Annotated in this window: 10 protein-coding genes; 6 read left to right on the forward strand and 4 right to left on the reverse strand. The window is 64.7% G+C overall.

What is annotated here, in order from left to right; all coding sequences use genetic code 11:
• Nucleotides 1-13: 13 nt before the first annotated feature.
• Entirely contained in the window at nt 14-325 is a 312-nt protein-coding gene (locus M2432_RS07380; RefSeq protein WP_280826098.1) for a hypothetical protein, read from the forward strand.
• Here M2432_RS07380 and M2432_RS07385 read toward each other — a convergent pair.
• Nucleotides 319-1,056: an MBL fold metallo-hydrolase gene (locus M2432_RS07385; protein WP_280826099.1), complete on the reverse strand. Its 738-nt coding sequence runs from the start codon at nt 1,054-1,056 to the stop codon at nt 319-321. The genes M2432_RS07380 and M2432_RS07385 overlap by 7 nt on opposite strands.
• Before the next feature lie 141 nt (nt 1,057-1,197).
• On the opposite strand from M2432_RS07385, the gene fgd reads away from it, so the two are divergent.
• Nucleotides 1,198-2,208: a glucose-6-phosphate dehydrogenase (coenzyme-F420) gene (fgd, locus tag M2432_RS07390; protein WP_280826100.1), complete on the forward strand. Its 1,011-nt coding sequence runs from the start codon at nt 1,198-1,200 to the stop codon at nt 2,206-2,208.
• Nucleotides 2,209-2,239: 31 nt separating this feature from the next.
• Here fgd and M2432_RS07395 read toward each other — a convergent pair whose 3' ends face one another.
• Nucleotides 2,240-3,520: a glycosyl hydrolase family 28-related protein gene (locus tag M2432_RS07395; protein WP_280826101.1), complete on the reverse strand. Its 1,281-nt coding sequence runs from the start codon at nt 3,518-3,520 to the stop codon at nt 2,240-2,242.
• Between the two features lie 375 nt (nt 3,521-3,895).
• Between M2432_RS07395 and M2432_RS07400 the strand changes: the two genes are divergently transcribed.
• Nucleotides 3,896-5,119, forward strand: coding sequence for a lipase family protein (locus tag M2432_RS07400; protein WP_280826102.1), 1,224 nt, complete (start codon nt 3,896-3,898; stop codon nt 5,117-5,119).
• Between the two features lie 446 nt (nt 5,120-5,565).
• Here the strand turns inward: M2432_RS07400 and M2432_RS07405 are convergent, their stop codons facing one another.
• Nucleotides 5,566-6,522 (reverse strand): UTP--glucose-1-phosphate uridylyltransferase, encoded by a 957-nt coding sequence (locus tag M2432_RS07405; protein WP_280826103.1) that lies wholly within the window; start codon nt 6,520-6,522, stop codon nt 5,566-5,568.
• Between the two features lie 177 nt (nt 6,523-6,699).
• Between M2432_RS07405 and pta the strand changes: the two genes are divergently transcribed.
• From pta to M2432_RS07420, 3 genes are read left to right on the forward strand one after another with little or no spacing between them, the layout of a single operon-like run.
• Nucleotides 6,700-8,784 (forward strand): phosphate acetyltransferase, encoded by a 2,085-nt coding sequence (gene pta, locus M2432_RS07410; RefSeq protein ID WP_280826104.1) that lies wholly within the window; start codon nt 6,700-6,702, stop codon nt 8,782-8,784.
• Nucleotides 8,781-9,893, forward strand: coding sequence for an acetate kinase (locus M2432_RS07415; RefSeq protein ID WP_280826105.1), 1,113 nt, complete (start codon nt 8,781-8,783; stop codon nt 9,891-9,893). The genes pta and M2432_RS07415 overlap by 4 nt, the downstream gene beginning before the upstream one ends.
• Before the next feature lie 45 nt (nt 9,894-9,938).
• Nucleotides 9,939-10,865, forward strand: coding sequence for a cytochrome c oxidase assembly protein (locus M2432_RS07420; protein ID WP_280826190.1), 927 nt, complete (start codon nt 9,939-9,941; stop codon nt 10,863-10,865).
• Between the two features lie 88 nt (nt 10,866-10,953).
• Here the strand turns inward: M2432_RS07420 and M2432_RS07425 are convergent, their stop codons facing one another.
• Complete coding sequence (locus M2432_RS07425; protein WP_280826191.1) at nt 10,954-13,230, reverse strand: serine/threonine-protein kinase PknG; 2,277 nt, start codon at nt 13,228-13,230, stop codon at nt 10,954-10,956.
• Nucleotides 13,231-13,312: the final 82 nt, after the last annotated feature.

The following is a 13,312-nucleotide window of genomic DNA, read 5'->3' on the forward strand; positions in this document are numbered from 1 at the left end:
GATAGGCTTGATCATGCTCTCCGGATGGGCCGTCGGCTGGCTGCTGTTGGTGGCCGCCGTGGCGGTGTTCGTCGCGGGCTTTGTCGTTCGGTCATATGTGGGCCGCAGCCCCAGCGGTCATCCGGTACGCCGGTTGGCCCGGAAAGTACGTTGGTCCGGATTCGGCCGGGTCTTCTACGGGCCTGTCGCCCGTGATGCGGAGGGCAACAACATCTTTGACGACGAAGAACTAGACCAAATGATCGTCATGCCGACCCTGATTGTGGCGTGTGGGCTGTTCCTGACCGGGGTGTTTCTGCTGTTCTACCAGCTGATCAATCACTGAGAGCGGAGCGCCTGGCTGGTGGCCTCTTGGATCGGGCCGCGCCAGACCGGGCCGTGGCCGGGCAGCAGGACGTGGGTGTCCAGCAGCCCGAGCGCGGCCAGGCTGCGCTTGCAGCCATCTTGATCGTGGTTGAATATCGCGGGCAGTAGCTGTGGGCCGCGCCGTGCGGTCACCGGGTGCCCGGTGATGACCGCATCGCCCGCCACCAGCACGTCGCCGAACAGGTAGGAGCAGTGCCCGCCGGTGTGGCCGGGACTGGGGATCACCGTGGGCGTTCCCGGCAGCGTCGCGGCGATGTCGTCGGTGAGGGCCTCGGTCGACGGGATGCCGTCGTGCACCAGGGCGCCCTTGCGGACGATGCGCATCGACCAGGTCAGGTACCGCGGGTTCCAGGCCTTGGTGGCCAGGTCCAGTGGTGATACCTGCTCCAGGTATTCGCGCTTGGCGTGCCCGACCTCTGCGGAATGGCAATATACCGGCGTGCCATAGGTTTTCGCGAACCAGATGGCAGTGCCGAAGTGGTCGACGTGGGCGTGTGTCAGCAGAATGGCCCGCACGTCGGCGGGCTCGAAACCCAGGGTGCGCAGGGAACCGAGCACCTCGTCGCGCTGGCCGGGAAACCCGGTGTCGACCAGGATCACGCCGCTGTCGCCGGTAACCAGCGTCCAGTTGACCAGGTCGGTCTGGGCGAAGTGGATGGTGTCGGTGATCGCGCTCAGGGCTGCCGCCATGTGGCGAGTGTAGGCAGAGTAGAAAAGGAATTGCGCACGCGAGGAGCGATTAGGTACCTACGCACGCGAGGAGCGATTAGGTACCTGCGCACGCAAGGAGCGATTAGGTACCCGCGGACCTGACGAACAGGAAGAGAGCTCATGGCTGAACTCAAGTTGGGATACAAGGCGTCGGCGGAGCAGTTCGCGCCGCGGGAGCTGGTGGAACTGGCTGTGGCGGCAGAGGCTGCGGGCATGGACAGCGCCACGGTCAGCGATCATTTCCAGCCGTGGCGGCACAACGGTGGTCATGCACCGTTCTCCCTTGCCTGGATGACCGCGGTCGGCGAGCGCACCAAGCGCTTGTTCCTGGGCACCTCGGTGCTGACGCCGACGTTCCGCTACAACCCGGCGGTAATCGCGCAGGCCTTCGCGACCATGGGCTGCCTTTACCCGAACCGGATTTTCCTCGGCGTCGGTACCGGTGAGGCGCTCAACGAGATCGCCACTGGCTATCAGGGCGAGTGGCCGGAGTTCAAGGAGCGCTATGCCCGGCTGCGCGAGTCGGTGCGGTTGATGCGCGAGCTGTGGCTCGGTGACCGCGTCGACTTTGACGGCGAGTACTACAAGACCAAGGGCGCCTCCATCTACGACGTGCCCGAGGGCGGCATCCCGATCTACATCGCCGCGGGCGGACCTCAGGTGGCCAAGTACGCCGGCCGTGCCGGCGATGGCTTCATCTGCACCTCGGGCAAGGGCGAGGAGCTGTACAAGGACAAGCTGATCCCGGCCATGCGCGAAGGTGCCGAGGCGGCGGGCAAGAATCCCGACGACATCGACCGGATGATCGAGATAAAGATCTCCTACGACCCGAATCCTGAACTGGCACTGGAGAACACCCGGTTCTGGGCGCCGCTGTCGCTGACCGCCGAGCAGAAGCACTCCATCGAGGATCCGATGGAGATGGAAGCTGCGGCCGATGCGCTGCCCATCGAGCAGGTGGCCAAGCGCTGGATTGTTGCCTCCGATCCGGATGAAGCGGTGGCCAAGGTCAAGGACTACGTGGACTGGGGCCTGAACCACCTGGTGTTCCACGCGCCGGGGCATGACCAGCGCCGGTTCCTCGACCTGTTCAAGACGGATCTGGAACCGCGGCTGCGGAAGCTGGGGTAGATCGAATCGGCGGTGGGTCCGTCAGTACGCGTTATAGCGTCCACCAATTCGTGCTGTCGGACACCACATCGACCGCATCGCCGTCCACAAGTGTCAGGCCCGACCTGCCGTTGATTGTCTCCCCGGGGTGCGCGCTCAGTTTCGCGTCAGCGCCGGAGGTGTTCCTGACGATGTAGCGGCAGGTGTTGCCGGCTGCTGTGGGCAACTGGATCGCAGTGGCGCCGGCGGCCACCAGGTAGATGTACTCGGTCCCGGCGACCGCATCCAGCGTGCGGTTGGTGGTCAACGTGATCACCGACCGCGGTGGCATCGAGAGATTTCCCGAGGTGTTGCCCGCGATACCCACGTTGCGCCCTTCGGCGCGAACCGGCGCGACGCTGTATCCGTTGTTATCCCACTGATTTCCGGAAATCGCGAGGCCGTCGACGTACTGGGCGTCGACCGCGTAACTCCAGCCGGCACCCTCGTCCACGTTGGCGATGAAGTTGCCGCTGATGTTGAAGCCCTTGGTCCGGTGATCGGCGTCCACCGAGTAGATGCCGATGGCTGGATAGGTGTTCGGCGCGAGCTTGCCGCCGTTGGTGATGTTGTTCCCGACGATCGCCACCTGCTCGTTGTCGGAATCCATCCAGGACGGCATCGTGAAAACGATGGCCTCCTGCCGGGCGTTCTCGCAGATGTTGCCAATTATGTTGAGTGACTTGCAGCCGCGCAGCTCGATGTTGTTGACGGGCTCCCCGTCGAGATGGTTGGCGATGATGCGCACCGGCCCCGCCTCAATGGACAGATTCGGTCCGCTGGAACCGATGTTGTTGTTGACGATCCACGAGTCGTAGAAGTGGTAGGTGGTGTAGATGCCGTAGCCGTTGCACTGCTCGATGAAGTTGTCGTCGATCCAGTTCAGTAAGCCGTCGGTGTTGGGGTTGATCCGCATGCCGTAGCCGGTCCAGCCGTAGAGCCAGCAGTGCTTGATGTAGCTCTTGTCCAGGTCGACATCGAGCGCAGGCGAACCTTGAAAGTTGGCGTCGATCTTGAGGTTTTCGATGCGGCATTCGACCCAGCGCCCGCTGATAGGTGCGACATTCGCCGTCACTTTCAGCCGGGCTGCACGTTCGCCGTCACCGAGCAGCCAGACGTGCGCAAATCCTTCCGCCCCATTGCCGATCGAACCCGACAGCGCGTATACACCCGCCGGAAAGAACACCGTGCCGCCGCCGTCGACCGCCTGGTGAATCGCGGCCATCACCGCCGCGTAGTCATCAGTGATCCCATCCCCGGTAGCACCATGCCTCTTCACATTGATGACGGCCATGTCACCGAAACTACTGTTTTCCGACAGCGTTCGAGGGTGGAATGCGACTGGCCGCGTGCTGAACGGTTGGGGTCTGAGCAGCGACGGCCAGCCAGGCCGACATGTGTTCGTAAGGAGCGTGTTTAGTGATGACCGTCTTGGGATCGAATGCCGCCCAGGCGTTTTCGTCGCCACCAAAAGCCTTACCACCGTCTGTTCCGAAGAGTCTGCGTTGGGGCCGACAGTGCCGTCGAGCCGACTGTTGCTGGATGGTAATGGTGTCGCCCATTTTGCATGCTTTGTCGAGTGCGCCGTCAGTCGAAGTGGCCGGGCTATGCGGCTCGGTGCCGCTCTTGCACGTCAACGGCTTTGGTTACCAGCGGATAGGATATGTCGATGTGGCGCGGCGCTGAGCGAGTGGCTTCGTGTGTTGGCGCGGCGTTGCTGGCGGTCAGTCTTGTTTCGTGCGGGTCAAACTCGAATTCGCATGAGAACAAAGAGCTCTCGGGGCTGCACCCGCCCATCGCACGGACCCCGGTAGCTCCCACCCCTGAGGCCTTGGCGCATCGCGGCGAGATCGTGTCGATCGACACGGCGGCACGGTACACACCCGAACTCATCAAAGCTGCCGGCGAAGTAAAGCGAGCCATTTACCGCTCAACGTCCGGTGTGACCGGTCAACCGGTAAACGTGGGTGGGGTTTTTGCGGTGCCGAAGGGTACGCCGCCCAACGGCGGTTGGCCCGTGGTATCGGTCGGCCACGCCACCACGGGATTGGACCACGGATGCGGGCCTTCGCTGCGGCCTGATCTGATGGGTTACACCTCCACGGTCACCGGTCTGCTCCAGAAGGGTTTGGCGGTCGCGATGAGCGACTATGAGGGACTCGATGATGAGGGCACGCACGCTTATCTAGAGCCTTATTCGGCTGCCTACAACCTCATTGACGCGACCCGGGCGGCTGCTCACTTGTTTCCCGATGTGTCGTCGAACTGGGCGGCGCTTGGCGGATCGCAGGGAGGCCAAGCCGCTTGGGCCGCAAATGAAATGGATGCCGCATACGGTGATGGCCTCAAGCTGGTAGGCACCATGGCGGTGGCGCCGCCAGTCAATGTCGCGGACTTGGCCCAGCGCGCGTACCTCGGTCAGCTGACCATGGATCAGCGGGGTGTCTGGCCGATGGTGATCGTCGGCTTGCAACGAGCTGGGGTGCTGCCCAGCACGTCGCCGTACTTGCGCGGCGCCGCTGATCCAACTGCGCCGGGATTCCTCGGTTGCGAGGAGCACGACACCTGGCTGCGGTCCGGCCTCAACATCGATGACATGCGGCCACAGACCGTCGAGTCCACCGACCAGCTACAACGCGCGCTGCAACTGATCGCGATGCCGCAACGCCCGCTGGCGGCACCGCTGGCGGTGGTCAACGGGACAAAAGACCAGGTGGTGTTCCCGGCGTGGGTGGAGTATGCGGTGCAGCTCAGCTGCAGACTCGGTGGGGACATTCAGCATGTGGAGTTGGCTCAGGCCGACCATGACCAGGGCTTTCCCGACGGAGAAATTCTGAACTGGGTGGTGAAGCGTTTCGCCGGCGAGCCCACTGAACCCAATTGCGGTACGTGAGAGTTCTACTCTCGCTGGCAGATTCGGCGGATGATGTCGGACTAGTCGTCGATGTCAGCAAGACCGCTGCGATGGTGCACCAGACGTCGGGACGCCATGAGAGGATGCGCGAGGCGGCGGGCCGTCAGCACCACATGCCGTTCTTAGCTCACCGGAGATGTGATCGCCGCCGGTGTAGGCGGTGACCCGGTGAACATGGCGATCCGCGCCACGGATAACGCCGCCAACACCGCTGTATCCGAGCACTCGCTGAGCCGATCGATCGGTATTGGCGCCGGGCTGGCTGTTGTCGCGTTAATCGGGGCCGCTGCGGCGGTTCTCTGGCGGAGAAGGCGGCGCCCGGCTGAGGCCGCCAGTCACACCAAGGGCTGATTGCTCACCGTTGATCCTGCGGCCGCGGCGCAAGCCAATCGCAATTTGGGCCGCCACCGCAGGATCAACCCCGGTTAGCGGAGAGTCTCGCGCGGCGCTCCGTCCATCTCGTGTATCAGCGTGTGCAGCAGTGGGCCCTCCAGCTGAGTCGCCAGGTTCCGCAGCACCGGGCCGTATTCGGGATGAGCCAAGGCAAAAGCGAACTGTGCCACCAGGTAGTCGGACGGGTTGCCGGTGTCGTACCAATGCCCCTGGATTACCTGGCCGTACACAGCGTGGGTACGCGCATAGGCGTTGATTGCGTCGGTCAGGTAGATCTCGCCGCTTTGGGCCCCTTCGTACCAGTGCTTTGTCTGTTCGCGCAGCTCGTCGATGACGCCAGGCGTGATGACGTAGCCACCGATCGCCGCGTATGCTGACGGCGCCTCGTCGGGCTGAGGCTTCTCGACGATTCCGGTGATCCGCAGTAGCCCGCCGTCCAGGTCTTCCTTGATGACCGGCACCCCGTACCGGCGTGAGTTCTCGGGAGCCATCGGCATCAGTGCCAGCACCGGGGACGCAGTCTGCTCGTAGGCCCTGATCAGCTGCTGGGCCCGGGGCACCTCGGATACGAAGACGTCATCGGGCCAAAGCACCAGGACCGGCTCGTCGCCGAATGAGCGTGAGGCATTGAGCACCGGGGTGCCGTTGCCGTACGGGCCGTGCTGATGGAGATAGGTGATGTGCCCACGCGCAGACAACTCGCCGACTTCCTCGACCGCATCCGCGTACGCATATTTGCCGTCGGCGCGCAGCTGATCCACGAGCGCTGTGTTGGGGCGAAAGTGTTCCTCTATCAACGTCTTTCCGCCGGAAACAACGATGGTGATGTCGGTGATGCCGGAGTTGATCAGCTCGCGCACGGTGTGCTCGATGACAGGCTTGTCGCCGACCGGCAGCATCTCCTTGGGGATAGCCTTGGTCAGCGGCAATAGGCGTGAACCGATGCCCGCCGCCGGGATGACTGCCTTGCGGATGGCTTGTCGCGCCATGTGTATCTCTACCTCCGAGGGTTACTGGATCGGGTTCGATCGTAGGGCGGCTGGGGCATCGCCACATGCGATCGAGGATTGCCGGCGGGATTCCCGCCGTTGAACCTGCGGCGTCGGCGCCATTCACTCCCAGTTTTACGCCGATACCGCAGGGTCGACGCCGGTAGGCTGACGGCCGTGCCTGACGCAACCGCGATCTACATCGCCTCACCGGAGGGTGACACCGGCAAATCGACCATTGCGCTGGGATTGCTGCACCGCCTGGCGGCCACGGTGGCGCGAGTCGGGGTGTTCAGGCCGATCACCCGCAGCGATCCAGGAAACGGCTCCGAGGTCGGCGACTACATCCTGGAAATGCTGCTGACGCACACCACCGCGGGCCTGGACTATGACGACTGCGTGGGCGTCACCTACACCCGGCTGCACAAGGACCAGGACGCTGCGATCGCCGACATCGTCGACCGCTACCACCGGGTGGCCGACAAATGCGATGCGGTGGTGATCGTCGGCAGCGACTACACCGATGTAACCTCGCCCACCGAGTTGTCGGTCAATGCCCGGATTGCGGTGAATCTTGGTGCGCCGGTGCTGCTCTCGGTTCGGGCTCGGGATCGCACCCCGGCCGAGGTGGCGCAGGTGGTGGAGATGTGCCTGGCCGAATTGGCGGTCCAGCACGCACACACTGCGGCCGTGGTGGCCAACCGCTGCTATCCGGCTGAGATGGCCGAGGTGGCCGAGGTGTTGCGCCGATTCGCACCGAAAAGCTATGTGCTGCCGGAAGAACCGCTGTTGGTGGCGCCGTCGGTCGCCGAGTTGCGCGATGCGGTGAACGGAACGATGGTCAGCGGCGACAAAGAGTTGCTGACCCGTGAGGCCATGGGCGTGATGGTCGCCGGTATGACCGCCGAGCACTGCCTGGAGCGGCTCGAAGAATCGATGGCCGTGATCACCCCGGGCGATCGCTCGGACGTGGTGTTGGCCATTGCCAGCGCCCATGCGGCCGAAGGCTTTCCGTCGCTGGCTTGCATCCTTCTCAACGGTGGTCTGCCGATGCACCCGGCGATAGCCAAGCTCGTGGCCGGCCTGGGTTTGCGGCTACCGATCGTCGCCACCGATCTTGGCACCTACGACGCCGCGCGGGTGGTATCGACCACCCGCGGCCGCGTCACCACTGCCTCGCAGCGCAAGGTGGACACCGCTCTGGCGCTGATGGAAACCCACGTCGACATCGCGGATCTGCTTGCCCAGCTGGCGGTTCCGATTCCTACGGTCACCACACCGCAGATGTTTACCCGTCAGCTGCAGGACCGGGCCCGCGCCGACCGCAAGCGCATCGTGCTGCCCGAGGGCGATGATGATCGAATCCTGCGCGCAGCCGGCCGGTTGCTGACCCGTGCAGTGGCCGACCTGACCATTCTGGGTGACGAGTCAGCCGTGCGGGCCAGGGCCGCCGAGTTGGGTGTGGACATCGCCGCGGCCACCGTGCTCGATCCCAAGACCAGCGAGCTGAGCGACCAGTTCGCTCAGCAGTACGCCGAGATGCGCAAACACAGGGGCGTCACCGTCGAGCAGGCGCGGGAAATCATCCATGACGTCTCGTATTTCGGCACCATGCTGGTGCACAACCAGATGGTCGACGGAATGGTGTCCGGTGCAGCGCACACCACCGCGCACACTGTGCGGCCGGCATTCGAGATCATTCGGACCGCCCCAGGCATCTCGACGGTTTCGAGCATCTTCCTGATGTGTCTTGCCGATCAGGTGCTGGCTTACGGCGACTGCGCCATCGTGCCGGACCCGACGTCCGAGCAGCTGGCCGACATCGCGATCAGCTCGGCGGGGACCGCGGCACAGTTCGGGATCGAACCGCGGGTGGCCATGCTGTCTTACTCGACCGGCACTTCGGGCACCGGTGCTGACGTCGACAAGGTAAGGGAAGCAACGGAATTGGTTCGTAAGCGCGATCCTGCCCTGTTGGTCGAGGGGCCCATCCAGTACGACGCCGCGGTGGAGCCGACGGTGGCCGCCACCAAGATGCCGGACTCTGCGGTCGCCGGCCGGGCCACGGTGTTGATCTTCCCGGACCTGAACACCGGCAACAACACCTACAAGGCGGTGCAGCGCAGCGCCGGCGCCATCGCGATCGGTCCGGTGTTGCAGGGGCTGAACAAGCCGGTGAACGACCTGTCCCGCGGCGCGCTCGTCGAAGACATCGTCAATACCGTTGCCATTACCGCGATTCAGGCGCAGGGGGCCAAATGAGCGGACCGGTTCTGGTTTTGAATTGTGGCTCATCGTCGGTGAAATACCGAGTGGTGCAACCTGATTCGGGTGAATCTCTGGCTGACGGGGTGATCGAGCGGGTGGTCGATTACTGCGAGGCGTTGAAGGCGGTGTTCGACGCCGTGGACGCCGCGGGCGTGCCGACCGGGGACGTGGTGGCCGTCGGACACCGGGTGGTGCACGGCGGGCGACGGTTCTACCGGCCGACGGTGATCGATGACGACCTGATTGCCAAGCTCAACGAGTTGGCGCCGCTGGCACCGCTGCACAATCCACCGGCGGTACTCGGCATCGCAGAGGCTCGCAAGCTGCTGCCGGGTGTGCCGCATGTCGCGGTCTTCGACACTGCGTTTTTCCACAACCTGCCGCCGGCCGCAGCGGAGTATGCGATCGACCGGGATGTGGCCGAGCAGTGGCACATTCGGCGGTACGGCTTCCACGGCACCTCACACCAGTACGTCAGTGAGCAGGCCGCAGTCTTCTTGGATGCGCCACTGGAGTCGCTGAATCAGATCGTGCTGCACCTGGGCAATGGCGCATCGGCCTCGGCCATTGTCGGCGGACGCCCCATCGACACGTCCATGGGCCTGACCCCGATGGAGGGGTTGGTGATGGGCACGCGCTCCGGTGACGTGGACCCCGGCATCATCATGTACCTCTGGCGGTCGGCCGGAATGTCGGTGGAGGACATCGAGACTCTGCTGAATCGGAGCTCGGGCGTGTACGGCCTGGGCGGCGCCATCGATTTCCGGGAGCTGCACAAGCGCATCGAATCAGGCGACAGTGCAGCGCAATTGGCGTACGACGTGTATATCCACCGGTTACGCAAATATGTCGGCGCGTACCTGGCACTGCTCGGTGGGGCCGACGTCATCACCTTCACCGCCGGGGTGGGCGAGAACGATGCCCGGGTCCGCCGGGATGCGCTGTGCGGATTGTCCGCACTGGGGATCGAGGTCGACGACGAGCGTAATTTCGCGGCGGGCCGTGGTCCGCGCCGCATCTCGACGAACGCCTCACGGACCGCAGTGCTGGTAATTCCGACCAATGAGGAACTGGCCATCGCACGAGCCTGTGTGACTGTCTGAAAGGATCCTGCCAGGTTTGTGGCGTAGTTTGCGGCCGTGCCTCCGATGATCGCCGGATCGTGGACGTTCGATCCCGTTGCCGCGATGCTGATCGCGCTCAGCATCGGCGGGTTCCTCTGGGCCCGTCGTCGCACCCCCGTGTCGCGCGCGCAGTGGTGGTGCTTCGGCATCGCGATCGGGGTGTGGGCGCTGGCAGCCTTCAGCGCCATTGCGGTGTACGCGCCATTGCTGTTCTGGGTACGCGCCCTGCAGGTGCTGTTGATGTTGTACGTGGTGCCCTTCTTCCTGGCGATGAGCCGACCGGTAGGGACTCTGCGCGCAGGGCTAGGCCCGGCCGGGCAGCAGCGGGTGGACGCGATACTGGGCTCGACGGCAGCCCGGGTGCTGTTGTCGCCACCGGTGACGTCGGTGCTGATGCTTGCGACCCCGTGGTTGCTGTATCTGACGCCGTGGTACGTCGCGTCGATGACTGGTGCGCTCGCCACCGTGACTCAGATTGTGTTGCTGGTCATCGGTTTTGGCTATTTCTATGCGCGCCTGCAAACCGATCCGGTGCCGCGCCGGTATCCGCCGCTGTTGTCCATCGGCATCAGTGTGGCGGAGGGACTCGGCGACGGCATCCTCGGCCTGGTGCTGTGGCTGGGTCCCGTGATCGCCTATGACTACTACGCCGGGCTGCACCGGGACTTCGGCCCCAGCATCCGCGAGGACCAGACCTGGGGCGCCGGGGTGCTGTGGATTCTCGGCGACGTGCTCGGGGTGCCGTTCATCATGCTGTTGATGCGCGCGCTCGGTTCCGACGAGCGACGCAAAGCCGCCGAGGTGGACGCCGAACTCGACGCAGCCGATGCAGCACAGGCGCTGGCGCCGCGGGAAACCGCTGCAGAGACCGAGTCAGAGCCCGAGCCGGAGGCACCGACGAGCGGCCTGTGGTGGCAGAACGACCCGCAGCTCCGCGACCGCTATCGCTGACCCCGCCCAAACGGACAAGCGGGCCGCAAGTTGCGAGAAGAAGTGGCCAAAATGTCGATCTCGGCGCGGGTGCCCACGCCACCCACCGTTAAAAAGTGCTCATCGGCCGTACGTTGTTGGCCAGATCGACCAGTGCGTAGCGGTGCACCTTGGTCGGCGCCACCCGGGCCAGGCCCCGCAGAGAGGCCTCGACGCCAAGACGCAGGCCGTGCTCGGTGAACGGGAAGCCCAGGATGTGGTTGGTGCTGGCGGTATTGTCGGCCAGCCAGTCCAACGCCGTGCCGAGCACCAGCGCGCGTATCTGCAGCACCCGAGGTTCGGTGTTGGGCAGCGCCTCGACCCGTCGGGCAGCGTCGCGAATCTGTTGTTCGGTCAGGTCTGCGGTGTTCGGTGCGGACAGCAAAGTCACCGCACTGGTCAGCCGCGCAGTGGTGAAATGCCGTGAGGTAGAAGGAACCTGGTCCAGCGTGCGCACCGCGGCTTCCCGGTCACCGGCGCCGGACTGGGCGCGCGCCAGCCCGAATCCTGCTGCGATGACGCCGTTGTCGGTTTTCCAGACGGTCCGATAAAACGCCCGCTCGGCGGGTACCCCGCACAGTTCGGCGGTGGCGGCCAGCGCCACTTTGGGTGCCAGTTCACCGGGGAGGGTATTCAGCACTTCGGTGAAATGCACGGTGGCTGCACTGTAGTTGCCCGACAAGAGTTCGCCGACGGCGCGGAACCAGATCAGGCGCCATCGCCAGCCGACCCGCTCGGCCAGGTTCTCCAGCTTGCGGTTGGCCTTCGCGACGTCACCGAGGTCCAGCAGCGCGCGCACTTCCATCAGCGGTAGTTCGATTGAGTCCGACAGATCCACGCCTTCGGCGTCCAGCGAGCCCTCTCGGGCTGCCCGTAGCGAGTCCAGCGTCTGTACCGGCTGGCTCAGCACCGTCGCCGACAACATCGCGGCGCCGACGTCCGCCGGGTCGACCAATGGCACCTGCAGTGCGGTGACAATCTCTGGGGCCGTGAGACTTTCGGTGTGCGGCTGCCCGTCGATGTACACATCGGTGTGCGCCACCAGCATGTTCACCCCGAATGTGGAACGCGACGGGCTGAACACTGTGGACAGGCCCGGTCGGGGTGAGCCGGTGTCGAGGGCAACGACCTCGCGCAGCACGCCGAGCAACTGGCCGGACATCTCCTCTGCACTGCTGAACCGTCGCTGCGGGTCGGGGTCGATAGCCCGGCGTAGCAGGCGCGCGAACGAGTCGTACTTCGTAAGCACCGGGTCGTCCTCGGGCAGGCCGTCGACGTAGCGGCCGCCGCGGGTGCGCAGCCGTAGCGTCAGCGCCGCCAGGGTGCGGCCGACGGTGTAGATGTCGGTGGCCACTGTCGGCCCGGTACGGACGATCTCCGGCGCCTGGTAACCCGGTGTGCCGTAAAGGAATCCGAATGAATTGACCCGGGAAACCGCGCCGAGGTCGATCAGCTTGAGCTGCTCTTCGGTGAGCATGATGTTCTCGGGTTTGAGGTCGTTGTACACCAGCTCGATCGAATGCAGGTAGCCGAGCGCAGGCAGGATCTCAAGCATGTACGCAATTGCCTGGGCCACTGGCAATTTGGTGCCTTTGGCCTGTTTCAGCGAGGTTCCACCGACGTACTCCATGACGATGTAGCCGACCGGATCGCCATGCTTGTCCGCATGTTCGACGAAGTTGAAGATCTTGACGATCGCGGGGTGGGTGACCTCGGCCAGGAACTGCCGTTCCGCCATGGCGATGGCCTGGGCCTCGGCGTCACCGGAATGCACCAGACCCTTGAGCACCACCGGGCGGTTGTTCACATTGGTATCCAGTGCCAGGTAGATCCAGCCCAGCCCGCCGTGGGCGATACAGCCTTTGACCTCGTACTGATCGGCCACCATGTCGCCCGGACTCAGTTGCGGCAGAAAAGAATACGGGCTATCGCACTGCGGGCACCAGCCTTCGGAATGGCCCGGCCCCTCAGGGCTGGATCGACCAACCGGCTTGCCACAGCACCAGCAGAACCGCTTGGACTCGGCAACCACCGGGTTGGTCATCAACGCAGCGAGCGGGTCCTTTTCAATCACCCGAGGTACCTCGACCAGGCCGCCGCCGAGTCGCCGGACGGGCGAAACCCGGGTCGTGGCAGTGCTGATGGCGGTGCGTCCGCTATCGCGCTGGGCGGCCCGTTCACCCGAGATCGGGGTGCTGGTCGAACTGTCGGGCGTGGGCCGGAACACCGCCTGGGTGCCCATCGGGCGCATTGTCGCTACTGAATCCCAGGCCGGCTCGGCGCGTTGGGTTCCCGGGCGGGCGCTGCCGTCGGTGACGGCCTCGTCCTCGCCGTCGGTGACGGGCATGTCCTCGCCGTCGGTGACGGGCATGTCCTCGGTTTCATCCCCGACGTCGATCCTCGGGTCGGTCTCGGTCTCGTGCTCAGCC

Source organism: Mycobacterium sp. OTB74 (genome assembly GCF_029892685.1).
Lineage (GTDB): Bacteria > Actinomycetota > Actinomycetes > Mycobacteriales > Mycobacteriaceae > Mycobacterium.

Coding starts and splice junctions, on each gene's coding strand:
- M2432_RS07420 (WP_280826190.1), top strand. CDS start 9,939: ATGATCGCCGGATCGTGGACGTTCGATCCCGTTGCCGCGATGCTGATC.
- M2432_RS07380 (WP_280826098.1), top strand. CDS start 14: ATGCTCTCCGGATGGGCCGTCGGCTGGCTGCTGTTGGTGGCCGCCGTG.
- fgd (WP_280826100.1), top strand. CDS start 1,198: ATGGCTGAACTCAAGTTGGGATACAAGGCGTCGGCGGAGCAGTTCGCG.
- M2432_RS07385 (WP_280826099.1), bottom strand. CDS start 1,056: ATGGCGGCAGCCCTGAGCGCGATCACCGACACCATCCACTTCGCCCAG.
- M2432_RS07405 (WP_280826103.1), bottom strand. CDS start 6,522: ATGGCGCGACAAGCCATCCGCAAGGCAGTCATCCCGGCGGCGGGCATC.
- M2432_RS07395 (WP_280826101.1), bottom strand. CDS start 3,520: ATGGCCGTCATCAATGTGAAGAGGCATGGTGCTACCGGGGATGGGATC.
- M2432_RS07425 (WP_280826191.1), bottom strand. CDS start 13,230: ATGCCCGTCACCGACGGCGAGGACGAGGCCGTCACCGACGGCAGCGCC.
- M2432_RS07415 (WP_280826105.1), top strand. CDS start 8,781: ATGAGCGGACCGGTTCTGGTTTTGAATTGTGGCTCATCGTCGGTGAAA.
- M2432_RS07400 (WP_280826102.1), top strand. CDS start 3,896: ATGTGGCGCGGCGCTGAGCGAGTGGCTTCGTGTGTTGGCGCGGCGTTG.